This is a genomic window from Blastomonas natatoria (genome assembly GCF_003201955.1).
Lineage (GTDB): Bacteria > Pseudomonadota > Alphaproteobacteria > Sphingomonadales > Sphingomonadaceae > Blastomonas > Blastomonas natatoria.
Genome location: NZ_QJJM01000002.1, coordinates 145,346 through 168,216, shown reverse-complemented (window position 1 = coordinate 168,216; position 22,871 = coordinate 145,346). Strand labels below are relative to the sequence as shown.

19 protein-coding genes are annotated in these 22,871 nt (G+C 64.4%); 13 read left to right on the top strand and 6 right to left on the bottom strand.

What is annotated here, in order from left to right; translation table 11 throughout:
• Positions 1-41 precede the first annotated feature (41 nt).
• The 11 genes from C7451_RS03370 (at position 42) to C7451_RS03320 (ending at position 14,920) form a co-directional block, all read left to right on the top strand.
• Positions 42-1,454, top strand: a complete 1,413-nt coding sequence (locus C7451_RS03370) for a dihydrolipoyl dehydrogenase family protein (RefSeq protein ID WP_110297568.1) — start codon at positions 42-44, stop codon at positions 1,452-1,454.
• Positions 1,455-2,023: 569 nt separating this feature from the next.
• Positions 2,024-2,668, top strand: coding sequence for an XrtA/PEP-CTERM system exopolysaccharide export protein (locus C7451_RS03365; protein ID WP_110297567.1), 645 nt, complete (start codon positions 2,024-2,026; stop codon positions 2,666-2,668).
• Positions 2,669-2,717: 49 nt separating this feature from the next.
• Positions 2,718-4,232, top strand: coding sequence for an XrtA system polysaccharide chain length determinant (locus tag C7451_RS03360; protein ID WP_110297566.1), 1,515 nt, complete (start codon positions 2,718-2,720; stop codon positions 4,230-4,232).
• A gap of 14 nt (positions 4,233-4,246) precedes the next feature.
• Complete coding sequence (locus C7451_RS03355) at positions 4,247-5,236, top strand: P-loop NTPase family protein (protein ID WP_110297565.1); 990 nt, start codon at positions 4,247-4,249, stop codon at positions 5,234-5,236.
• Between the two features lie 2 nt (positions 5,237-5,238).
• Positions 5,239-6,966, top strand: coding sequence for a hypothetical protein (locus tag C7451_RS03350; RefSeq protein WP_244181550.1), 1,728 nt, complete (start codon positions 5,239-5,241; stop codon positions 6,964-6,966).
• A gap of 28 nt (positions 6,967-6,994) precedes the next feature.
• Positions 6,995-8,227, top strand: a complete 1,233-nt coding sequence (locus C7451_RS03345) for an XrtA/PEP-CTERM system-associated ATPase (protein ID WP_110297564.1) — start codon at positions 6,995-6,997, stop codon at positions 8,225-8,227.
• Positions 8,228-8,263: 36 nt separating this feature from the next.
• Positions 8,264-9,160, top strand: a complete 897-nt coding sequence (locus tag C7451_RS03340) for an XrtA system polysaccharide deacetylase (protein ID WP_110297563.1) — start codon at positions 8,264-8,266, stop codon at positions 9,158-9,160.
• Positions 9,160-10,254 (top strand): FemAB family XrtA/PEP-CTERM system-associated protein, encoded by a 1,095-nt coding sequence (locus C7451_RS03335; protein ID WP_110297562.1) that lies wholly within the window; start codon positions 9,160-9,162, stop codon positions 10,252-10,254. Before C7451_RS03340 ends, C7451_RS03335 begins: the two co-directional genes overlap by 1 nt.
• Complete coding sequence (locus C7451_RS03330; RefSeq protein WP_110297561.1) at positions 10,254-11,477, top strand: TIGR03087 family PEP-CTERM/XrtA system glycosyltransferase; 1,224 nt, start codon at positions 10,254-10,256, stop codon at positions 11,475-11,477. Before C7451_RS03335 ends, C7451_RS03330 begins: the two co-directional genes overlap by 1 nt.
• Positions 11,477-13,024 (top strand): exosortase A, encoded by a 1,548-nt coding sequence (gene xrtA, locus C7451_RS03325; RefSeq protein ID WP_167398410.1) that lies wholly within the window; start codon positions 11,477-11,479, stop codon positions 13,022-13,024. The genes C7451_RS03330 and xrtA overlap by 1 nt, the downstream gene beginning before the upstream one ends.
• A 6-nt stretch (positions 13,025-13,030) precedes the next feature.
• The gene (locus tag C7451_RS03320; RefSeq protein ID WP_110297559.1) at positions 13,031-14,920 is read left to right on the top strand and encodes an XrtA/PEP-CTERM system amidotransferase; all 1,890 of its coding nucleotides are present in this window, start codon (positions 13,031-13,033) and stop codon (positions 14,918-14,920) included.
• A 7-nt stretch (positions 14,921-14,927) separates the two neighbouring features.
• Here C7451_RS03320 and C7451_RS03315 read toward each other — a convergent pair whose 3' ends face one another.
• Positions 14,928-16,382, bottom strand: coding sequence for an alginate export family protein (locus C7451_RS03315; protein WP_279629485.1), 1,455 nt, complete (start codon positions 16,380-16,382; stop codon positions 14,928-14,930).
• Positions 16,309-17,445 (bottom strand): tRNA 2-thiouridine(34) synthase MnmA, encoded by a 1,137-nt coding sequence (gene mnmA, locus C7451_RS03310; protein WP_110297557.1) that lies wholly within the window; start codon positions 17,443-17,445, stop codon positions 16,309-16,311. The genes C7451_RS03315 and mnmA overlap by 74 nt, the downstream gene beginning before the upstream one ends.
• Before the next feature lie 189 nt (positions 17,446-17,634).
• On the opposite strand from mnmA, the gene C7451_RS19710 reads away from it, so the two are divergent.
• Entirely contained in the window at positions 17,635-18,003 is a 369-nt protein-coding gene (locus tag C7451_RS19710) for a hypothetical protein (protein WP_146215277.1), read from the top strand.
• 7 nt (positions 18,004-18,010) lie between these two features.
• The gene (sciP, locus tag C7451_RS03300; protein ID WP_017670538.1) at positions 18,011-18,310 is read left to right on the top strand and encodes a CtrA inhibitor SciP; all 300 of its coding nucleotides are present in this window, start codon (positions 18,011-18,013) and stop codon (positions 18,308-18,310) included.
• A gap of 101 nt (positions 18,311-18,411) precedes the next feature.
• On the opposite strand, the gene C7451_RS03295 is transcribed toward sciP, so the two are convergent.
• The 4 genes from C7451_RS03295 to hisS all read right to left on the bottom strand — a co-directional run bounded on the left by C7451_RS03295 (position 18,412) and on the right by hisS (position 22,842).
• Complete coding sequence (locus C7451_RS03295; protein WP_110297555.1) at positions 18,412-19,281, bottom strand: DUF4167 domain-containing protein; 870 nt, start codon at positions 19,279-19,281, stop codon at positions 18,412-18,414.
• A gap of 234 nt (positions 19,282-19,515) precedes the next feature.
• Positions 19,516-20,367: a peptide chain release factor N(5)-glutamine methyltransferase gene (prmC, locus tag C7451_RS03290; protein WP_110297554.1), complete on the bottom strand. Its 852-nt coding sequence runs from the start codon at positions 20,365-20,367 to the stop codon at positions 19,516-19,518.
• A 37-nt stretch (positions 20,368-20,404) separates the two neighbouring features.
• Positions 20,405-21,493: a peptide chain release factor 1 gene (prfA, locus tag C7451_RS03285; RefSeq protein WP_110297553.1), complete on the bottom strand. Its 1,089-nt coding sequence runs from the start codon at positions 21,491-21,493 to the stop codon at positions 20,405-20,407.
• 101 nt (positions 21,494-21,594) lie between these two features.
• A complete protein-coding gene (gene hisS / locus C7451_RS03280; RefSeq protein ID WP_110297552.1) occupies positions 21,595-22,842 on the bottom strand; it encodes a histidine--tRNA ligase in 1,248 nt (415 codons plus the stop codon).
• Positions 22,843-22,871: the final 29 nt, after the last annotated feature.

The following is a 22,871-nucleotide window of genomic DNA, read 5'->3' as shown; positions in this document are numbered from 1 at the left end:
CGTCAGGTAACCAGCGGCATTTTCAAGGCGAAGGGCAGTCCATGGCATATACGCATGACGTGATCGTGATCGGGGCGGGATCGGCGGGGCTGGTCTGTTCGGGCGGTTGCGCAATGTTCGGCCTGAAGCCGCTGCTGATCGAGCGCGCGGACATGGGCGGCGACTGCCTCAACACCGGCTGCGTGCCCAGCAAGGCGCTGATCTCGGCCGCGCATCGCGCGCACGATCTGCGCACCGCGAACGAATTCGGCATGGCTTCCGTAGAACCGGTGGTCGATTTTCGCGCGGTTCATGCCGCGATCCATGAGGCGATCAAGACCATCGAGCCACATGACAGCGTCGAAAGGTTCGAGGGCATGGGCGTCGAGGTCGTGCGCGGCGACGCCACCTTTACGGGGCCAAAGAGCGTGGTGGTCGATGGCAGGACCTATACCGCACCGCGCATCGTGCTCGCGGTGGGCAGCCGCGCGTTCGTGCCGCCGATCAGGGGGCTCGATGCCGTGCCCTATCTCACCAACCACAATGTCTGGGATCTGACTGAACTGCCGCAGCGGCTGATCGTGCTGGGCGGCGGGCCGATCGGCATGGAACTGGCGCAGAGCTTCCGGCGGCTGGGGGCGCAAGTCGTGGTGGCGACGCTCGGGCGGCCTTTCCCCAAGGACGATGCCGATGCTGCGAGGATCGTCATCGACCGGCTCGAAAGCGAGGGCGTCGAGATCATCCACGATGCCGAGGGCGATGCGGTGGAGAAGACCGCCGACGGCCTCGTCCTCACGCTCAAGGACGGGCGCACCTTGAGCGGTACGCACCTGCTGATCGCCACCGGGCGCGAGGTGAATTTCGACGGGCTGGGGCTGGAGGTCGCGGGCGTGGCGTATGACAAGAAGGGCATCCAGGTCGATGCTCGGCGGCGGACCAGCGCGAAGCATATCTACGCGATCGGTGATTGCCGCGATGGCCCGCGCTTCACCCATGCCAGCGGCTATGAGGGCGGCAATGTCGCGCTGGAAATCAGCCTGGGCGTGCCGACCAAGGCCAATTATTCAGCGCTCCCCTGGGTCACCTATAGCGATCCCGAGCTCGCGCAGGTCGGCTTGACCGAGGAGGAGGCGCAGCGCCAGTTTGGCGACAAGGTGACCGTCTGGCGCGAGGATTTCGACCATAACGACCGCGCCGTGACCGAGCGCGAAGTCACCGGCTTCGTCAAGCTGGTCAAGAAGGGTAGCAAGGTGATCGGCGGCACCGTGGTCGGGCGCGGCGCGGGCGACCTGATCCTGCCGATCGCGATGATGATCGCTGGCAAATCCTCCACCTTCGGCGTCGCCAGCCTGATCGTGCCTTATCCCAACCGGTCAGAACATATCAAGGCGGCGGCCTTTGCGTCGGATGAAGCGAAGGTGTTCAACAAGTGGTCGCGCGGCTGGGCACGGTTTCTGGCGAAGATGCGGGGGTAGGAACGCGCCGTGCCTCACCCCCTCCGTTCCGCCTGAGCCTGTCGAAGGCCTCGCGAGTACCTTTCCCCGAAACGCATCTGTTCTCCGGCGAAAGCCGAAGCCCAGGAGCGGAATGGCTTTGCCGTCGCTCTGGATTCCGGCTTTCGCCGGAAAGCGGGTGGTGGGGGCTGATGGCTAGGCGCAACCGCGCCACAAACTCACTGCGTCATCCTGAACTTGTTTCAGGATCCATCATGCCGCAAAAGCCGAAGCCGCGTGGGGAGAAATGGACCCTGAAACGAGTTCAGGGTGACGATTGACAATATCGCCGGTTAGCGCGGGGCCTTCGACAGGCTCAGGCTGAGCGGGTGTTGTAAGCAGGAAGCGATGCGAGAGGGTGCGCGCACCTCAAGACGCCGCGAGCTCCCAAGGTTACCGCGCGCCCAACCAACAACGTAAAATCGCCTGCGCCATCAAACACTAACGCTATGTTCACCCTTTTTCGTCATAGCTGATGCCAATCTGCGTGGACCCGGCCTGGCTTTTTGCCGTGCCCAGGGGATTCGCAGGCGCGATGAAAAGGTGCTGACATGGGATTGTTCCGTCTGTTGAAAATGGGAATCGCGGCGCTCGCGGCGACGGCCTTGCTGAGCGCGTGCGCCTCCAGCGCGGGCGGGCCGCAGCTTCCTCCGGCATCGTTCGTCTCGCTCTCCGACGGGCCCGGCGAGGAATATATCATTGGGCCGCTCGATGAATTGACGGTGTTCGTGTGGCGCAATCCCGAGCTTGGCGCGAAGGTGCAGGTGCGTCCCGATGGCCGCATCACCACGCCGCTGATCACCGACATGCCCGCCGTCGGCAAGACCCCGACCATGCTGGCCGAGGACATCAAGCTGCAGCTGTCGCAGTACATCCAGGAGCCGATCGTCTCGGTCATCGTCAACAGCTTTGCCGGTACCTTCTCGCAGCAGGTGCGCATCGTCGGCGCGACCGAAAAGCCCGCGTCGATCCCGTATCGCGCCAATATGACGCTGCTCGACGCGATGATCGCGGTGGGCGGCCTGTCCGAATTTGCCGCAGGCAACCGGGCCAAGCTGGTGCGCTTCGACAAGGTGTCGGGCCGCCAGCAGGAATATCCGATCAAGCTGGGGGATCTGATCAAGAAGGGTGACAGCCGCGCGAACGTGCTGCTGCAGCCCGGCGATGTCATCATCATTCCCGAAAGCATGTTCTAAGTTCGATCCCTGCCGCCTGCACCGCAACAGCGAAAGAAAAGCCTGACCGATGAATGGCCTGTACGAAGAATTCCGGATCGCGGTGCACAGCGTATGGCAACGCCGCTGGATCGCCATGGGCATTGCCTGGGCGATCTGTCTCGTCGGCTGGCTGGCGGTCGCGCTGATCCCGAATACCTATGAATCGCAGGCCAAGCTGTTCGTCCAGACCAAGGCGATCCTGCCCGAGAACACCGGTATCAGCCCGGTCGAGCGGCAGAAGCAGATCGACACGGTGCAGCAGACGCTGACCTCGGCCGCGAACCTCGAAAAGGTCGTGCGCGGCACGGATCTGGGCAAGGGCCTGGTCACGCCGCGCGAGATCGAGGGCGCGGTGAATGGCCTGCGCGGTGCGATCAAGATCAAGTCGGACCAGAGCAATCTTTTCGAAATTTCCGCGACGATGACGGCATCGGGTCGCTCCGATGGCGAGGCGGCCAATCTCTCGCGCGCCGTCGTCCAGAAGCTGATCGACCTGTTCGTCGAGGAGAATCTCGCGGGCGGACGCGGCGAGACCAGCGACACGCTGCGCTTCCTGGATGAACAGCTTGCCAAGCGTCAGAAGGAGCTCGAGATCGCCGAGCAGAAGCGGGTGAAGTTCGAGACCGAGAATCTCGGCATGCTGCCCGGCATCGGCTCGGTCAGCCAGCGCCTCGAACAGGGCCGGCTCGAGATCAACCAGATCGATTCGCAGCTGATCACCGCGCAGAGCGCGCTCGCTGCGATCAACGGCCAGATAGCAGGGACACCGCAGACGATCGCCGGTGGCACGTCGGGAGGCGTCAACCCGCTCGCGCAGGCACAGGGCGAACTTGCCGGGATGAAGGCGCGCGGCCTGACCGATCAGCACCCCGATGTTCTGGCGCTCAAGAGCCAGATCGCCGCGCTCAAGGCTGCAGGCGCGGGGGCCAGCACCGCTTATGGGGTACCCAATCCGGCCTATAGCTCTCTGGTCAGCATGAAGGCCGAGCGCCAGGCGGCCGTCAGCGCGCTGCAATCGCGCAAGGCCGCGCTGCAGGGCGAGATGAACGCGATGGTCGCCAAGCAGATCCAGGAGCCCGGTGTCGCCGCAGAACAGGCACGCATCGCGCGCGATTACGAGGTGCTGAAGGCGCAGTATGACAAGCTGCTCGCCGACCGCGAACAGGTGCGGCTGCGCGGCCAGGTGGAGACGCAGACCGATGCGGTCCGTTTCGACCTGATCACCCCGCCGTCAAGCCCGCGCACGCCGATCGCGCCCAAAAGACCGCTATTGCTGGCGGCGGTGCTGTTTGCAGGCATTGCCGGCGGCATTGGCGGCGCCTTCGCGCTGGGCCAGCTCAGCGCCAGCTATCCCACCTCGGCCAAGCTGGAGGCCGCATCCGGCCTTCCGGTGATCGGATCGATCTCGCAGATGCTCACCCAGGCGCAGCGCGCGGACCGCAAGCGCAAGCTGCGCATGTATATCGGATCGGGTGGGGCGCTGGTCGGGGTGTTTCTTGTGCTGCTGATCATTGAGTTCATTCAGCGCGGTTCGGTAGTGTGAGGGGTGAAAGAGACATGACCATGCACGATCCGATCAAATCACCCGACAAGTCCGAAGGCTCGCCCTCGCTGATCGAGCGCGCATCGCAGATGTACGATTTCCGCAAGGCGCTGAGCCCGGATGCGCCGAAGCTGCCCGAACAGGGGAACGACCCCGCACCTGCGCCGATCGAGACGCCGAGTGTGATGGCGTCCCTCGACCCCGTTGCGCCTGCAGCTGTGCCGGCTGCCGCGCCAGCACCAGCGCCCGTTCGCCCGCGCGCGCCCGTACTGCCGGTGGCGGAGATCGACCGTGACCTGCTGCGCGAATCCGCGTTCATCGTGCCCGATGGCCCGGTCACGAGCATCTCGGAAGAATTTCGCATCGTGAAGCGCCGCCTGCTCGCCAGTGTGCAGGCAGAGGCCAATGCGGGGATTGGCATCGCTGCGCAGCGCATCCTGATCTGCTCGGCCAATCCGGGTGATGGCAAGACCTATAGCGCGATCAACCTTGCCATTTCGATCGCCGCCGAAAAGGACCATGACGTCCTGCTGGTCGACGCCGATTTTGCCAAACCCAGCGTGCTGTCGTCGCTCGGCATCGCCGGGCAGCAGGGCTTCATGGATGCGCTGGCCGACCCGGCCGTGGCAGTCGAGGATCTGATCATCCCGACCGACATTCCCGGCCTTTCGGTGCTGCCCGCCGGTCGCCAGACCAACACGGACAGCGAATATCTTGCTTCCGCGCGAACCAGGGAGGTGCTTGCCAGCCTGACCGCCGGTCGGCCGGGCCGGATCGTGATCTTCGACTCGCCGCCGCTGCTCGCCGCTTCGCCGGCGGCGACGCTCGCGCAGCATGTCGGCCATGCGCTGATGGTGGTGCGTGCCGATGTCACCAGCGAACGCGCGCTGCGCGACGCACTCAGCCTGATTGCCGGCTGTAACCAGATTCAGCTGCTGCTCAACGGGGTGAAATTCTCGCCCTCGGGCCGCAGCTTCGGATCCTATTACGGATATGGAGAATGACCATGGCGAAATGGTCGGATGTCATGCGTAGCAAGGCCAGGCTGTCGCTGGCGGCGCTGGTCGTGGCAATGGTGGCCATGCCTCAAGCCGCGCATGCGCAGCAGGGCGGCGCAGATCCCGGCATCGGTCAGGGGCAGAGCCAGGGTCAGGGCGGTCGCACCGGCGGTCTTGCAAACGGTCGGCGTTCGGTCGTGGTCCCCTATCTGGAGGTCGGCCAGCTGCTCAGCGCCGATCTGACCAACGGCGGTGACCTTTTGACCTACAGCCTCGCGGCCGTCGGCGTCGACGCGGCGGTCGCGACCTCGCGTGCCGAGGCGCAGGTCAGCGTGCGCTATGAGCGGCGCTTTTCGTGGAATGACGATTTCGGTGACGAGGATGCAATCAGCGGCGTCGCGCGCGGCAATCTGCAGATCATCCCCAACACGCTCTCGATCGAGGCGGGCGCGCTCGGCATCCGCTCGCGGGTCGACAATCGCGGCGCCGCGCCCAGCAACCTGATCGGCGGATCGGACAATGTCACGCAGATATATTCGGTCTATGCAGGCCCCACGCTGGCGACCGAGGTCGGCACGGTCGATGTCAACGCGCTCTACCGGATCGGCTATACCAAGGTGGAAGCCGATGCCGTGGCGCTGCCTGCGGGCGCGCTGCCGCTCGATCTCTTCGGCGATAGCGTCAATCACGCGGCCAGCCTTGCCATTGGTCAGCAGCCCGGCGGCTTCCTGCCGATCGGCTGGTCGGTCAGCGGCGGCTGGTTTCGCGAGGATGCCAGTCAACTCGATCAGCGTTTCGACGACAAGATCGTCCGTGCCGATGTCACCGTTCCGGTCAGCGCTACCCTCGCTCTTGTCGGCGGGGTCGGCTATGAGGACATCGAGATTTCGGAGCGAGACGCGGTCCGCGATGCCACCGGCGCGCCGGTTGTGGGCAATGACGGACGTCTCGTCACCAACCGCAATTCGCCGCGCCTGCTGTCCTATGATCAGGATGGGCTGATCTGGGATGTCGGCGTGCTGTGGCGGCCCAGCCGCCGGACCTCGCTCGAGGCGCGGGTGGGCAAGCGCTACGACAGCATGACCTATTATGGCAGCTTCAGCTACACACCCAACCAGCGGGTGGCAGCGAACATCACCGTCTATGACCTGGTGGCCGGCTTCGGCTCGCGGCTCAACGACAATCTGGCAGGCCTGCCGACCCAGTTCGATGCGACGCGCAATCCGCTGAGTGGCGACCTCAATTCCTGCTTCTTCGGCGTCGGTGGGGGCGGCAACTGTCTCAACGATGCGTTGCAGTCGGTCGCCTCGTCCGCCTTCCGCACGCGCGGGGTCACCGGGCAGATCAGCCTGACCAGCGGAAGCTGGCAGCATGGCATCGGCGCGGGCTATAGCCGCCGCAAGTTCTTTGCGGCAGACAATGGCGCGCTGGCCGGGTTCGACCAGACGATCGATGAAATCTGGTTTGCCAGCTATGTGGCGGCCAAGCAGCTGGATCCCAGATCGAGTATCACCGGCGCAATCTATGCCAATTATCTCGAAAACGGCCCTGGTCAGGTGCTGAACGGCGGTGGTTCGGATATTCTGGGCCTGGGCACCAATGTCGCTTACGGTCGCAATTTTACCAACCGGTTCAATGGAACGCTGGCCCTGGGGCTCGATTATTTCGATCCCAAGGGCTTCGAAAGCAGTCTGGTGGCATCGGCGCTACTGGCGCTGCGCTATTCGTTCCAGTAATATTGATTGAAGATCAGGGGGAAAGCCCATGTTTGAGACCCATTACGGCCTGACCGGACGGCCCTTCCAGCTAACTCCCGATCCACGCTTCTATTTCGAGAGCGCGACGCATCGCAAGGCGATGTCCTATCTGGGTTATGGCCTGGCGCAGGGAGAAGGCTTCATCATCATCACCGGCGAGATCGGTGCGGGCAAGTCCACGCTGGTCGCGCATCTGATGCAGACCGTGGACAAGGCGCGGCTGACGGCAGCGCAGATCGTCACCACCCAGCTCAAGGGCGACGACCTTCTGCACATGGTGGCGAGCAGCTTCGGCATCGCCACTGCTGGGCTCGACAAGACCGGCACGCTGGCGGCGATCGAGCATTTCCTCCACACCGAAGCGCGCGCGGGTCGCCGCTGCCTTCTGGTGGTCGATGAATCGCAGAACCTGCCGATGCCTGCGCTCGAAGAGCTGCGGATGCTTTCGAATTTCCAGCTGGGCAGCCATCCCCTGCTGCAGATTTTCCTGCTCGGCCAGCCAGAGTTCCGCGCGATGGTGCATGGTGCGCCTGGCCTGGAGCAGCTGCGGCAGCGCATCATCGCGACCCACCATCTGGGCGCAATGGATGCGCACGAATTGCAGCCCTATGTCGAGCACCGGATGAAGCTGGTCGGCTGGACCGGACGTCCCGCCTTTGCCGACGATGCCTGGGCCCGGCTCTTCACGGAAACCGGCGGCATACCGCGCAAGGTCAACATGCTGATCAACCGCGTGCTGCTGATGGCCGCAGTCGACAATCGCGAGACGATCGATGCGGCGCTGATCGACGCCGTGCTGGCCGATCTTGCCATGGATTCGATGAGCGAGGAGGATTGGCAGAACGAAGCCATGCTCGCCAGCGCCGCGCGCCATGCCGAGCATGTCGCCAGCGTCACGGCGGCGCCAGAGCAGGTCGCCCCCGCGGCGGCAGCGGCGATCCCCGAGGTCAGCCGGGCCGATTTCAACCATTTTGTCCGCGAGGTGCGCGATTTCGCCGCCGAGCAACAGGATGCCCGTACTCTGCTGGTGCAGGAGCTGCAGGCCGCGCTTGATCGGGTCGAGGCGCTGGAAACACGTCCTGCGCCGACCGCCGATGTCGAACCGCTGCTGCGCCGCATCGACGCGCTGGAAAGGCTGCAAGCCGAACAGCAGCAGTCGCTGCACCGTGTGCTGGCATTACTTGTTGGCTGGGTGGAGGACGATTCCGCTGGCATGTGGCCCAAGGGACGTGCAGCCTGATCACCGCTTGATCATCGCCTCCAGGGGCAGGAGTGAATGACCGTGCGCGAAGCATCGCTGGGCCAGTATCGGACCGCCGGACGGCGCATCGTCAACGGCCTGTCGGTCGATGTCGAGGAATATTTCCAGGTCGGCGCGTTCGAGAATACCATCGATCCTGCCGACTGGGACGGCATCGGCAGCCGGGTAGAGCTGAACACTGGCGCTGTGCTTGACCTGTTCGCGCGCTGCGGCGTCAAGGCGACCTTTTTCACACTCGGCTGGGTGGCGCATCGGCACCCGGCGCTGATCCGCCGGATCATCGCCGAAGGACACGAAATTGCCAGCCATGGCTGGGATCACACGCGGGTGTTCACGATGACACCCCAAGAGTTCGCAACGGATATCGACAGGGCGCGCAAGGCGCTGGAGGATGCGGGCGGCGTCGCAATTCAGGGCTATCGTGCACCCAGTTTCTCGATCGACCAGCGCACGCCCTGGGCACATACGATCCTGGCAGAGCGCGGCTATGCCTACTCCTCGAGCGTCGCGCCGATCGCGCACGACCATTATGGCTGGCGTGCTGCGCCGCGCTTTGCCTTTCACCCGGTAGAGGGCTCGAGCCTGATCGAACTGCCGGTCACCACGGTCCAGCTCGGCGCACGGCGGTTCGGGGCAGGGGGCGGCGGCTTCTTCCGCATCCTGCCATATGCGCTGTCGCGCTGGGCGCTGAGGCGCGTGAACGCCGTCGATGGCGAGCCTGCGATCTTCTATTTTCACCCGTGGGAGGTCGATCCCGATCAGCCTCGGGTCGAGGGTGCGCCGCTGCGTTCGCGCCTGCGCCATTATACCGGGCTGGGCGGCATGGCCGGGCGGCTGGAACAGCTGACCCGGGATTTCAGCTGGTGCCGGATCGACGAGATTGCGCTGCCGCTGGCGGCAGGGCGGCGGTGATGCTGCACTTTGCGCCCCCCCGTATCGCCGCGCCGCAGGTCCGAGTGCTAAATCCGGCTGATCTGCAGGAGCGTGAGCGGCTGTGCGCCTGGATCGAGGCTCACCCGCAAGCCACAGCCTTTCACCGGCTGGCCTGGGGTGAGGCAGTAGCAGCAGCCACGGGGCATGACCTGCTCGTCCTCGTGGCTGAAGCCGCCGATGGCGTCATGACAGGATATCTGCCGCTACATGCGGTCCACTCGCCGCTTTTCGGGCGTGCCATGGTGTCGGCCGGTTTTGCGGTCGATGGCGGCATCATCGCCGATGACGGGGCGAGCGCGCAGGCGCTGGCTGACGCGGCCTGGCAGCAATGCGAGCGCTACAGCACCCCGACGCTGGAACTGCGCGGGGGCATGCTGCCGCAGGATCCGGGCTGGACGATCAAGTCGAGCGCGCATGCAGGCTTTGCGGCGGACCTTGTCGCCGACGGCGCCGATGCCGATCGCAAGCAGCTCGAATGGATTCCCCGCAAGCAACGCGCCGAGGTGCGCAAGGGGCTCGCGAGGGAGATGACCGTGCGTACCGGGACGAGCGCGCTCGACCGGCAGCAGCATTATGCCGTCTATGCCGAGAGCGTGCGCAATCTGGGCACGCCGGTGTTCCCGCGCGCCCTGTTCGAAGCCGTGCTGGATGCGTTCGGCGAGGATGCCGATATCCTGACCGTGCTGGACGATGGCGTGCCGGTGGCCAGCGTCATGAGCCTCTATCATCGCGGCACCGTGATGCCCTATTGGGGCGGCGGCGTCTGGGCGGCACGCGGCCTGCGTGCCAATGACGTCATGTATTATGCGCTGATGAACCATGCGCGCAGGCGCGGCTGCACCCGGTTCGATTTCGGGCGGTCCAAGGTCGATAGCGGCGCATTTGCCTTCAAGAAGAACTGGGGCTTCGAGCCAGCCCCGCTCAGCTATGCGGTACGCAATGCCGATGGCCAGCCGCCACGCGACGTCAATCCGCTCAGCCCCAAATATCGCGCACAGATCGCTCTGTGGCAGCGGCTGCCGCTGGCCGTCGCCAACCGGCTGGGTCCGTGGATCGCAAAGGGCCTTGGCTGATGGGTGAACTGCTCTTCCTCGCGCATCGCATTCCCTTTCCGCCCGACCGGGGGGACAAGATCCGTTCCTGCGCAATCCTCAAGGCGCTCGCGGCGCGCGGCCCCGTGCATGTCGCGACCTTTGGCGAAACCGATGCCGATATGGCCGCCGAGGTCGAACTCGCCTGGACCGCGACCACGCATCTGCTCGTCCGCCGCACGATTTCGAACCTGCGCGCAGGGCTGAACGCGCTGCCCACCGGCAAGCCCGTCTCGCTGGTCGCGTTCGAAAGCCAGGATATCCGCCATTATGTCAGCCGTCTGCTGGCGACGCGGCCGATCGACACGATCTTCGTCTATTCGGGCCAGATGGCACAGTTCATTCCTCCCAGCTTTTCCGGGCGCGTCGTGATCGATTTCGTCGACATGGATTCAGCCAAGTTCGCGGCTTATGCCAAGGCGGCCCCAGGTCCGATGAAACTGGTCAACGCCCGCGAAGCGCGGCTTCTGGGAGCCTTTGAGCGAGAGATGGCGCGACGCGCGCATCTTGCAATCTTTTCCAGCCCGACCGAGGTTGCGGAATTCCGGCTTGGGCTGGGCGACCCTTCTGTGCGGGTTGAACCAATCGTCAACGGCATCGATACGGTCTTCTACGACCCGGCCGATATCGGCGATGCCCCCTATGCCGGGACCCCGGGGCCGCATCTCGTGTTCACGGGGCAGATGGATTATGCGCCCAATGTCGATGCGGTGGTGCACTTTGCCGAGGCAGTGCTGCCGCTTGTCCGCGCGCAGCATCCTGCAGCCCGTTTCCACATTGTCGGGCGCAATCCTTCCCCCGCAGTCAAGGCGCTGGCTGCCCATCCGGGCGTGAAGGTCGAAGGCCCGGTTGATGACATTCGCCCCTGGATCGGTTCGGCCGACATGGTCGTCGCCCCGCTCAGGATCGCGCGCGGCATCCAGAACAAGGTGCTGGAGGCGATGGCCATGGCCAGGCCCGTCATCGCCTCGAGCGCAGCCGCAGAAGGCATCGTGGCACAATCGGGTGAGCATTTCGTCGTCGCGCGCGATGATGCTGTCATGGCTGAAGCCATTCTCACCCTCGCGGCCGATCCGGTCAGGGCTTCGGCGATGGGCATAGCGGCTCGAGAGCATATGCTACGGCATTATCAATGGGATGCCCAGCTGGCGCCCCTGCTTGCCTGGCTGGATCAGCCGCCCGCGCTGGTGCCGAGCGCCGCCTGATGGCAAGCCGGGCTGCGGACTCTGCCAGGACGGTAAATTCCGTTCCGCTCAGCCCTGTCTGGCGCGCTGCACTCATTCGCCTGGCGCTTGCATGGGCCGTCATCCTGCTGGTTTTCGCGCGTGATGCGGCGGACATGGCAAAGATCTGGTGGGACAGCTCGACCTTCAACCACATCCTGCTGATCCCGTTCATCCTCGGCTGGCTGGTCATGCAGCGAGCGCAGGAACTCAAAGCGATCGCGCCTTCGCTCTGGTGGCCCGGCCTTCTCGTGATGGCGGCAGCCGCAGCGGGATGGGTGCTGGGCGAGGCGGCGGGCGTCTCGCTCGCGCGGCATCTGGCACTGGTGCTGTTCCTGCAGGGCAGCACACTGGCGCTGCTCGGCCCGCATGTCGGACGCGCGCTGACGTTTCCGCTTGCCTATGCCTTCTTCCTGGTGCCGGTGGGAGAGGAGCTGGTTCCACCGCTGCAGACCATCACCGCCGACATATCCATGCTGCTGCTGGGCTGGACCGGCATTCCCGCCCATATCGAGGGCGTGTTCATTTCAACACCCACCGCGCTGTTCCGCGTGGCCGAGGCCTGTTCGGGGGTCAAGTTCCTCATCGCGATGATCGCCTATGGCGTGCTGGTCGCCAATGTCTGCTTCAGCAGCTGGCCGCGCCGGTTCGGGATCGTTGCGCTATCCATCGTCGTTCCGATTCTCGCCAATGGCGTGCGGGCTTTCGGCACCATCTATATCGCGCATCTCCATGGCCTCGATTTTGCCGCGGGCTTCGACCATGTCTTCTATGGCTGGATCTTCTTCGCGCTGGTCCTGATCCTCGTCATGGCGATCGGCTGGCGCTTCTTCGACCGGCAGGTGACCGACCCGTTCATCGATCCGTCGGTTGCACGGCGCCTGGCCGAACAGTCCCGAACAGTCGTCCGGCAAGACCGCGCCGTCGTGGCCGGAGCTGCCTTGCTGGTGGCGGCCCCGCTTGGCTGGGCGCTGCTGGGAGTGCCCGATCCTGCGGAGCTTCCCCGTCGAGAGACCTTGCCGCACATCCGCGGCTGGCAGCAGATAGTCTATGCGCCTGCGACCCCATGGACCCCGCGCGCCGACGGCAGCAACCGCCGCCTGATCGCAACCTATCAAAAGGGCAGGCAGCGGGTGGACGTCTATGCCGCGCTGTTTGACGGCCAGTCGGAGGGGCGGGAGATTACAGGCTATGGCCAGGGTGCGCTTGATCCCGATGGCCGGTGGTCCTGGGTCGAGCAGGGGCCGGGCCTGACAGGCGGAAGAGCCGATGTCATTACCGGTCCGGGCAGGGTGGTGCGCGATGTCGCGACCTTCTATCGGGTCGGTGACATGGTGACGGGAAGCAACCTCGATGTGCGGGTCGAATCGTTGAAGGCACGGCTGCTCGGGCAGAGCCAGCCAGCGATGATCCTGATCGTTTCCGCCGAGCGTATCGGCGATGCCTCCGCACGCCCCTCGATCGATGCACTTGTGCGCGATGCGGGCGGTCCGCAGCAGCTGTCCGACATGATCCTGGCGGGGCGCTGATCGGCCATGTGCGGGATTGCAGGCATCTTTCATCTCGAAACCGCCAAGCCGGTCGATCCCGCGCGCATCCGGCTGATGACCGATGCGATGCTGCACCGTGGCCCTGACGGAAACGGATGCTGGACGGCACCGGGGGTAGGGCTGGGTCATCTGCGGCTGTCGATTATCGATCTGGAAGGCGGCGCACAGCCGATGCTGAGCGCCGACGAGGCCGATGTGCTGACCTTCAATGGCGAAATCTACAACTTCCAGGAGGTCCGCGCCGAGCTGAGCGCAATGGGTCACCAATTCCGCACGTCTGGCGATACCGAGGTCATCCTCGCTGCGTGGCGGCAATGGGGTGTGGGGTGCCTCGACCGGCTCAACGGCATGTTCGCCTTTGCGCTGTTCGATCATCGGCAGCAGCGGCTCTTCATGGCGCGCGACCGGCTGGGTGTGAAGCCGCTGCATTATGCCATCCTGCCCGATGGCAGCGTGATCTTTGCGTCCGAGCTCAAGGGCCTGCTCGCGCACCCGGCGCTGCGCCGCGCGCCCGACTTGCAGGCGGTGGATGACTATCTCGCCTTCGGCTATGTCCCTGATCATCGCTGCTTCGTCGGCGGGGTGAAGAAGCTGCCTGCCGGTCATTATCTGATGCTGGAGCGGGGCAAGCCCTTGCCGGAGCCGGTGCGCTACTGGGACGTCGACTTCTCGCGCCGCGCCAGAGGCTCGGTGGCCGATCTGCAGGCCGAACTGCTCCACCACATGCGTCAGGCGGTGGCATCGCGGATGGTGGCGGACGTGCCGCTGGGCGCGTTCCTTTCCGGCGGCGTCGACAGCTCTACCGTCGTTGCCCTGATGGCCGAGCGCTCCACCCAGGCGGTGAAGACCTGCAGCATCGGCTTTGATGTCGCTGCGCTGGACGAGAGCGATTACGCCCGCCGCATCGCCGGGCGCTTCGCTACCGATCACCGCAGCCGCACCGTCTCGCCAGACGATATCGCGATCATCGATTACGTCGCTGCGCAGTTTGACGAGCCCTTTGCCGATGCCTCGATGCTTCCGACCTTCCGCGTTTGCCAGCTGGCGCGCGAAAGCGTCACCGTCGCGCTGTCGGGCGACGGCGCGGACGAGGCGCTGGCCGGCTATCGCCGCCACGTCTTTCATCATGGCGAGGAAAGGGTGCGCAGCCTGCTGCCACAGGGCTTGCGCGGACCCGTGTTCGGGGCGCTCGGCGCGCTCTATCCCAAGGCCGATTGGGCACCGCGGCCGTTGCGGGCAAAATCGACCTTGCTGTCGCTCGCACGCACCGGGGCGGAGGGCTATGCCGATGCCGTCGGCGTGACCGATTATGGCGCGCGCCAGGCGCTCTATTCGGACAGCCATCGTACTGCGCTCGGCGGCTATCGCGGCGAGGACCACATGATCGCGCTGATGAACGCGGCACCAGCGCGCTCGGGCCTCGATGCCGCGCAATATGCCGATATGAAGCTTTGGCTGCCCGGCGACATCCTGACCAAGGTCGATCGCACCAGCATGGCCGTCAGCCTGGAAGCGCGCGAACCGCTGCTCGATTACCGGCTGATCGAATTCAGCGCCTCGCTGCCCGAATCCCTGCGTGTGCGCGGTGGGCAGGGCAAATGGCTGATGAAACGGGCAATGCGCGGCACCTTGCCAGACGATATTCTCTATCGCCCCAAAATGGGGTTCGTCAGCCCGATAGCACAATGGTTTCGCGGGCCCCTGGCCGAGCAGGCCAGGCGCATCGCCAGCGGATCGGCGCTTGCGCGCAGCGGCTGGTTCAATACCGTCCGGCTGAGCGAGGTCGCCGAGGCCCATATCGCGGGCCGCAGCGACAACGCACGCCTGCTGTGGCAATTGTGGATGCTCGACAAGGCGCTCGAACGAGTGTTCTGAGGCCGGGTCAGAAGTTCACGACCATCTGGCCATAGGCATAGCGGGTATCTCCAAAGCCGGTCGCATTGGGCGCCTCTTCCAGCAAGCGCCCGCTCGTCAGCACCGCTGCACCTGCCTCCACCCGCAGCCGTTTCTCGACAAGCCAGTGGCCCAGCCGCAATTCGACCATATGTCCCGCAAAGCGGCCCGACCGGCCCTGAACATCGGAGGGGCCGGCATTGCCGAACCGGTCGCGGCGGCTGTGGAGCCAGGCGGGGCGCCACATCGTCATCACATCCCATCGCTCGGCGGGGGCAATTTCGCCGCGCAAACCTCCAGCCAGCAGGTTGCTGCGAAACAGCGGTCCGAAAATGCCCGTCGGTCCAAAGTCGGTGCGTCGGGGTCCGTATAATGTATCGAACCGGCCGAACGATCCCGGCGTCCGCGGATCATCTCCGCTCGCCATGTCGAGCAAGGCCGAAAGCCGCGGTTTGCCGGGAAGAGCAAAACTGTATCCGAATTCGGCATGGGCGAAAAATGCGCGAACATCCTGGCGGCGCGCGGCAGGGGCGATCGATTGGCGGATCGTGCCGCTCTGCACAGCGCCCTCGAGGTCCATATCCCATTGTCCGGCCTTGGGCGCGCGATGCAGCCGCCCACCCCAGGTGAACAGATGCCGGTTGCGGTTGGGACCATTGTCGCCGTCGCGTTCGTTCAGCTTGAACGCATTGGCCTGCAGTGTCACGCCGGCGAACAGATCGGGTCGGGTATAATGGGCGCCCCAGAATGTCAGGTCGAAGCTTTCGCGGTCCCAGCGCACGCGATTGTCGATCAGGTCGCCACGGGCTGATGGGAGCCGGGTGTGCGGCAGGGCGTAGAAGGCGACGAGATGATCGTCAGCCTTTCCGCGCCAGTCGAGCCTGATGCCGGTAAAGCTGTTGATCGTGTTCCGAAACGCATTGCGCCCGGCCAGCCTGCGCGAGCCGAGATTGAGGTGGAACCGCCCGGCGGTCAGTTCGACCGGGCCGTTGGCATAGCTGATCGAGGCGCGGCTCAGTTCCAGGGCGTTGACCTCGCTGGTGCTTACCGCGCCGGGTGCGTCTGTCAGATAGGCACGGGCGTCGATCAGCTCGGCAGAGATCCGCCAGGGCCCGGTCCTGTACTCGGCAGCAATGGCGGTCTGGATGGTCATGGCATCGTCACGCGGTGGCAGGCCCGGGCGAAACTGACCTTCGAGCAACTCGTAGCGCACACGCAGGCTGCCTGAAACCGACAGCCCATCCGTACTTGCTTCCCCGGCAGTCTGGCCATGCGCCGGAAAACTGACCTGCAAAGCGCAAGTCGTCAGAACACAGATGATGAAGCGCACGGAAAATTCCCCCCGGGCGCGCGGTCTAGCGCAAAAACGATCAGGCTGCGAGCGAAGCTTCGACGGGTTCGGTCGATGCGATCCAGCCGCCGCCGAGAACGCGGTCACCGGCATAAAGCACCGCCGCCTGACCGGGAGCGACACCATATTCGGGCTGGAGGAAGACTAGTCTCCGGTTCGCGCCGCTGCCTTCGATCGTGACAGGCGCAGGCCGCGCGAGCGATCGGACCTTGGCCTGCATCGGGCCATCATAGCTGCCGCCTATCCAGTTCATGTCGACGATTTCGGCGGCGCGGGTGGCGAGCGCGGCCCGAGGTCCGACGATGACACGGCGCGTCGCAGCGTCCAGCTTGATCACATAGAGCGGCACCGGCTGACCGCCAATTTCCAGTCCCTTGCGCTGGCCAATGGTATAATGGATCAGCCCCTTGTGCTCGCCGAGCACGCGGCCATCGACATGCACGATTTCGCCGCCCGTATCGGCATCGGGCCGGACCTTGCGAACGACGGCGGCATAATCGCCATCGGGAACGAAGCAGATGTCCTGGCTGTCTGGCTTGGCCGCAACGATCAGGCCCATGTCCTGCGCGAGCGAGCGCACCTGCGGCTTGGGCAGGTCTCCCAGCGGAAAGCGCAGGAAATCCATCTGCTCGTCGGTGGTGGCGAACAGGAAATAGCTCTGGTCCCGTGCGGGGTCATGCGCCCGGTGCAGTTCGGCACGGCCGGTGCTGCCCATCACGCGGCGCACATAGTGGCCCGTGGCCAGGCAATCTGCGCCTAGATCGCGTGCCATCTGCAACAGGTCGGTGAATTTCACGCCCATGTTGCACTGGATGCAGGGAATGGGCGTGCGCCCCGCCATATACTCGTCTGCGAAGCGGTCGACCACGGATTCGCGGAAGCGGCTTTCATGATCGAACACGTAATGGGCGATGCCCAGGCGATCGGCGACTGCACGGGCATCGCGGATGTCCTGACCCGCGCAGCAGGAGCCGGCGCGCTTCACTGCAGCGCCATGGTCATAAAGCTGCAGGGTGATGCCGATCGTTTCCGCGCCCGTGGCGGCAGCGAGGCCGGCGACCACCGACGAGTCGACCCCGCCGGACATGGCCACGACGATTCGTCGCGCCTTCATGTCGCCTTCAAGCTGAAATCCGGAAGCGGTGGGGAACTGCATGAGGGTGCATTTAGCGGTGACGGCAGCATTCTGCCACCCCGGCCCGGCAAAAAATTGCATCCGCGTGACAGTGTCAAACCCCATGATTCCGGGCGTTTCTCACTTGGTCTTAGCGACATTTAACCAAGGCTAATCACCTGTGAAGGCAGCTTTTACCTGCTCTTACGGTTTGCGTGTTACATCCTGGGCATGGACATGAACTTCCCTCATGACTCGGTCCACCTTGCCGAAAGCGCGCCGATGAATCTGCGCGCGCTCGACATGGACATCCTGCGTGCGCTTGCCGCCACGCCCGTGATTGCGCGCCTTGACCACCCCCCTATGGTTAAAGAGGCGACCGATCCGGTGCGGGTGTTCGCGGCATGGCTGGCTGGCCAGGTGAAGACCGATCAAGTGGTGCCGGGCAGCTTCAATCCGCACTTTGCCGACGCGCTGAACCGTTTCACCCCAACGGAACAGCAAGGTCAAAATGGTGTTTACCATTGTGCTTCAGTCAATCGAAAAGCCGATTGGTTACATCCTGGGCCCGCGCAAAGTTGCAGTCACCAGGCGTTTTGAGGACGTGATGATCGAGAATCAGAAAATCAAACCGGCACAGGTCATTGGTCCGCTCGGCGAACCCTTGACGCTGGACAACCTGCCGGCCCCGGGCACCAAGCGCTGGGTCGTGCGTCGCAAGGCAGAGGTCGTTGCCGCCGTCAATGGCGGGCTGCTGACGATCGATGAAGTGTGCGAGCGCTATGACCTGACGCTCGAGGAATTTGCCTCTTGGCAACGGGCCGTCGATCGTTCGGGCATGCCGGGGCTGCGCGTCACGCGCATCCAGCATTACCGCGACCTTTACGAGCGCCAGCAACGCTACTGATCTTCCCCGGATCGAATGAAACAAGAAGGGGCGCGGTCCAGGTCCGGACCGCGCCCCTTCTTGTTTTCGGAGCGACGGGCCGCTCGGGGCCCGCTGCAACCTTATTCCGCCGCTGCTGCTTCCATATCGCCCGACTCTGCAGCCTTGCGGCGCGGCGCAGCCCGGCGCTTCGGCTTGGGAGCCTCTGCTTCCGCTGCCGCCTCGGTGGCAACACCGATGGCAGGCGGCAGGATCATTGGATCGAGCGCATTGCTGGTTTCCGCATCTGCAGCGCGCGGCGGGCGACCGCGACCGCGCAACGTGCGCCGCGGCTTGGCATCGTCGCTCGATGCCTCTGCTGCTTCGACCGGTGCGCTGGTGGCAGGAGTCTCGTCCTGGCGCTGGTCTGCATCCTGGCGATGGCGCGGTTGCCGCTCCTGCCGTTCCGGACGCTGACCGTCTTCGCGACGTCCTTCCTCGCGATCACCGCGGGGACGACGCTCGCGACGCTCGCTGTTCTGGCGTCCCTCGCGCTGCTGATGGTCGCGGCGCTGGTTGCGGGGTTCCTCCCCCTCATCGACGCCATCGTCATCCTGACCGCGGGCACTGGCATCATCGGCCTGGTCCTGCGCATAGTTGCGCTGACCCTGGCCGGAACCGTAGACGCCATCGTCCTCGTCATCGGCATAGTCGCCGCCGTCACGGCCCTGATCCTCGCGCGGACGGCGAAATTCGTCCTGACGGGCGCGGTTGTCAGCGAGCACGCGGAAATAATGGTCGGCAAATTGCAGATAATATTCGGTGGCCACTCGGTCACCGTTCATCTGCGCATCATGCGCCATCTTCTTGTATTTCTCGAGCATCTGCGTGGCATTGCCGCGGGCGCGACTGTCGATCCGGTTGCCCTGATCCATGCCTCCGCCGCGACCATTGTTCTGCGGACGGTTATTGCCACGGCCGCGACGACGGCTCGTTCCACGATTGTTGTTCAAAGTTGACGCTTCCTTATCAGTCGCAAGTTTCCTGCGTGTCCTCTGCGCGTCCGTGCAGGCCGTCGCCCCTAAGGGCGCGCCGCGCGTCCCAAGCCTTTCATCCGCTTTGAGTGGCCGTGATAAGCTGCCCGAACAAGATGATTGGGGTCAGCAAGCGTGATGGGCCCTTCGCCAGCATCAGCTGTCTTGCTGCATGGGTGGTAGCGGTTAGCCGGGCCCTTGCCAAGCGAAATATCAGGCAGAGCGCTGGCGGCGCAGTATCAATGCGCGGTCGTGACCGGCCAGGTCCTGTCGACACTGTACGTCAAGGCTCTGCGCAGCAGCGATCTGCGACACCGGCTCGCGCTGGGTCGCGCCGATCTCGAAGATGGCGACGCCTTCGGGAGCGAGCAGCCGGGGGAGGGCGGGAACGAGGATGCGATAGTCGTCAAGCCCGTCATCGCCGGCAAACAGGGCATCATGCGGCTCGTGGGCGCGCACCTGCGGCGCCAGCACGGCCTCGCGCTCGATATAGGGCGGGTTGGCGAGAACAAGGTCGAACGGGCCGGGAAGGGCGTCGATCCATCCGTCCTGCCGCCAGTTCCCATGGAGCAATTGTGCCCGCGCTGCCAGACCCGTCACCCCGGCATTGGCGCGTGCAATTTCCAGCGCAGCCTCGCTGGCGTCGATGCCGATGCCCGTGGATGAAGGAAATTCGGATAATGCCGCCAGCAGCAGCGCGCCCGATCCCGTGCCAAGATCAAGAATGCGCTTCGGGCCTTGGTCTTGGAAAAGGTCCAAAGCAGCCTCGATCAGCGTCTCGCTGTCACTGCGCGGAATAAGGACAGCGGGTGAAACCATGAGGCTCAGCGTCCAGAAGTCCTGACGACCGGTAATATAGGCCACGGGTTCATGCGCCAGTCTTCGGGCAAGGCGGGGCGCAAAGCCTTCGGGCACGGCGTCACGCGTGTGCATGAGCAGCATCCGGCCACGATCGATGTCGAGAGCATCGGCCATCAGCAGCTCGGCGTCCAGCCTTGGCGTTTCCGTTACGGTGGACAGCGTCTGCGCTGCCTCACGCAGCGCATCGGCTATGGTTCCGGTCATGAGCCTGGCGACGCGATGACCAGGAGCCGCATGTGGTTCACCCCGCCATGTCCATGTTCGCCAGCCGCGCTGCCTGATCCTCTGCGGTCAGCGCGCTGATCAGTTCGTTAAGGCCCCAGCCTTCGAGTATCTCGTCGAGACGGTGCAGCGTGAGGTTGATCCGATGGTCGGTGACCCGGCCCTGGGGGAAATTGTAGGTACGGATGCGCTCCGACCGATCGCCTGAGCCGACCATCGACTTGCGCGCATCGGCTTCGGCGCTCGCCACCTTGCTGCGCTCCAGCTCATAGAGCCGCGCGGCGAGCACCTTCAGCGCCTTGGCCTTGTTCTTATGCTGGGACTTTTCGTCCTGCTGCGTTACCACCAGGCCCGAGGGGATGTGCGTGATGCGCACCGCGCTGTCGGTGGTGTTGACGTGCTGGCCGCCGGATCCGGAGGCGCGATAGACATCGATGCGCAGGTCGTTGTCGTTGATCTGCACGTCGACCTCTTCGGGCTCGGGCAGGACGGCGACCGTGGCGGCGCTGGTGTGGATGCGCCCGCCGCTTTCGGTCACTGGCACGCGCTGCACCCGGTGCACGCCGCTTTCATATTTCAGCTTGGCGAACACGCCGATGCCGTTGACCGAGGCGATGACTTCCTTGAACCCGCCGACATCGGCGGCGTTGGCAGACAGAATATCGATCTTCCAGCCCTGCTCTTCAGCAAAGCGGGTGTACATGCGCAAAAGATCGCCCGCAAACAGGGCTGCTTCGTCTCCGCCGGTGCCGGCGCGGATTTCCAGCATTGCCGGGCGGTTGTCGGCGCTGTCGCGCGGCAGCAGCTTGATCGCCAGCTTCTTTTCGGCAGGGGGCAGGCGTTCGCGGATCGTCTCGGCCTCGCCAGCGGCCAGCTTGACGATATCGGGATCGGAATCGCCATCGCCGATAAGTCCCTCGAGCACCTCGAGTTCGGCGCGCAGACGACGCACCTCTGCAGCGGCCCGGGCTACAGGCTCCAGTTCGGCATAATCCTTGGCGGTCTGAACAAAGTCCTCGCCGTCCAGCGTGCCGGAGGCCATGAGCGCCTGCAGCTTGCCGAAACGCGCCTCGATCTGCGCAATACGCTCACCGGAAATCCGGGTCATTCACTTATCTCCCCCCGAGATCCTGCCACATACGGCTTCCGTCCCACGAGACGGCTGTGCTCGATTCTGTCAGGATACGGCATTTGACACGCGCTATGCCATCAAACTGTTGAAATAATCTTCAGCACTGCTGCGACTTCATCACGCAGTTCGCTTTCTGCTGCCGATCTGATGTTCGGCTTCGCCTGCTCACCGTCATGCTGAAATGAAACCAATAGCTTGGCGTTTGTCTTTGCCGCCTTGTCATAACGCTTTCGCGGCGATCCGCTAGCGATCATGTCTGAAGAAATACCTGCATGCCGCAGCATGGCCTGGGCTTTTGTGGCGGCGGGCAGGGCGCGATCATCCTCCACGGCTATGATGACATCGAGCCCAAGGCTTTGATCTGACAGATCGCACAGCATGGCCAGGCGTTCGATTCCCGCAGCCCATCCGACGGCTGGCGTTGCCGGGCCACCAAGATTTTCGATCAGGCCATCATACCGTCCGCCGCCGAGCACCGTACCCTGCGCCCCCAATCGGTCAGTGACGAATTCGAACGCGGTATGGCGATAATAGTCCAGTCCGCGCACCAGGCGCGCATTGCGCGTCCAGGCGACGCCAGCCGCGTCGAGGCCGCTGGTCACCTTGTCGAAGAACGCGGCGGCCTCATCGGTGAGGAAGGCGTCGATATCGGGCGCGGCGTCGGCGATCGGGCGATCCTGGGCTTCCTTGCTGTCAAGGATGCGCAGCGGATTACGCTCCAGCCGGTCCTGCGAATCCTGTGAAAGATCGCCCCTATGCGCGTGGAAATGCTGAATCAGTGCTGCCCGCCAGGCGTCCCGGCTCGCCGCATCGCCCAGGGTGTTGAGCTGCAGCGTCACGCCATCGGTAATGCCCAATTCGCGCAGGATATGATCGGCCATCACCAGCAGTTCGACATCGGCCTGAGGATCGCCCGCGCCGATGATTTCGGCATCGATCTGGTGGAACTGGCGGTAGCGGCCCTTTTGCGGGCGTTCGTAGCGGAACAGCGGGCCGTGCGTCGCAAGCTTGAGCGGGGCATATTGCTGCCAGCCGTTGGTGAGATACGCACGCGCCAGGCCTGCCGTGAATTCGGGCCTCAAAGTCAGCGAATCGCCGCTCCGGTCCTCGAAAGAGTACATTTCCTTCGACACGACGTCGGTGGTCTCGCCCAGCGAGCGGGCGAACACGGCGGTGGCCTCGAACACCGGCATTTCGGCGCGACGGAAATTGTAGAGGCGGCGGACGCGCTCGAACGTCTCGACGACATGGCCGAAACGCTCCTGATCCTCGCCGAAAATGTCCTGGGTGCCGCGGATCGCGCCCGGTGTGGTAATTTTGCCCATATTTCGCCGCCATTAGCGACTTTTTCTGG

Coding starts and splice junctions, on each gene's coding strand:
- C7451_RS03315 (WP_279629485.1), bottom strand. CDS start 16,382: ATGCCGGTGACCGCGTTCTCGGCGGCGGCTGGATCGCATCGACCGAAC.
- C7451_RS03355 (WP_110297565.1), top strand. CDS start 4,247: ATGACCATGCACGATCCGATCAAATCACCCGACAAGTCCGAAGGCTCG.
- xrtA (WP_167398410.1), top strand. CDS start 11,477: ATGGCAAGCCGGGCTGCGGACTCTGCCAGGACGGTAAATTCCGTTCCG.
- prfA (WP_110297553.1), bottom strand. CDS start 21,493: ATGACCCGGATTTCCGGTGAGCGTATTGCGCAGATCGAGGCGCGTTTC.
- C7451_RS03335 (WP_110297562.1), top strand. CDS start 9,160: ATGCTGCACTTTGCGCCCCCCCGTATCGCCGCGCCGCAGGTCCGAGTG.
- C7451_RS03370 (WP_110297568.1), top strand. CDS start 42: ATGGCATATACGCATGACGTGATCGTGATCGGGGCGGGATCGGCGGGG.
- mnmA (WP_110297557.1), bottom strand. CDS start 17,445: ATGCAGTTCCCCACCGCTTCCGGATTTCAGCTTGAAGGCGACATGAAG.
- C7451_RS03340 (WP_110297563.1), top strand. CDS start 8,264: ATGACCGTGCGCGAAGCATCGCTGGGCCAGTATCGGACCGCCGGACGG.
- sciP (WP_017670538.1), top strand. CDS start 18,011: ATGATCGAGAATCAGAAAATCAAACCGGCACAGGTCATTGGTCCGCTC.
- C7451_RS19710 (WP_146215277.1), top strand. CDS start 17,635: ATGGACATGAACTTCCCTCATGACTCGGTCCACCTTGCCGAAAGCGCG.
- C7451_RS03330 (WP_110297561.1), top strand. CDS start 10,254: ATGGGTGAACTGCTCTTCCTCGCGCATCGCATTCCCTTTCCGCCCGAC.
- C7451_RS03320 (WP_110297559.1), top strand. CDS start 13,031: ATGTGCGGGATTGCAGGCATCTTTCATCTCGAAACCGCCAAGCCGGTC.
- C7451_RS03360 (WP_110297566.1), top strand. CDS start 2,718: ATGAATGGCCTGTACGAAGAATTCCGGATCGCGGTGCACAGCGTATGG.
- C7451_RS03345 (WP_110297564.1), top strand. CDS start 6,995: ATGTTTGAGACCCATTACGGCCTGACCGGACGGCCCTTCCAGCTAACT.
- prmC (WP_110297554.1), bottom strand. CDS start 20,367: ATGACCGGAACCATAGCCGATGCGCTGCGTGAGGCAGCGCAGACGCTG.
- C7451_RS03350 (WP_244181550.1), top strand. CDS start 5,239: ATGGCGAAATGGTCGGATGTCATGCGTAGCAAGGCCAGGCTGTCGCTG.
- C7451_RS03365 (WP_110297567.1), top strand. CDS start 2,024: ATGGGATTGTTCCGTCTGTTGAAAATGGGAATCGCGGCGCTCGCGGCG.
- hisS (WP_110297552.1), bottom strand. CDS start 22,842: ATGGGCAAAATTACCACACCGGGCGCGATCCGCGGCACCCAGGACATT.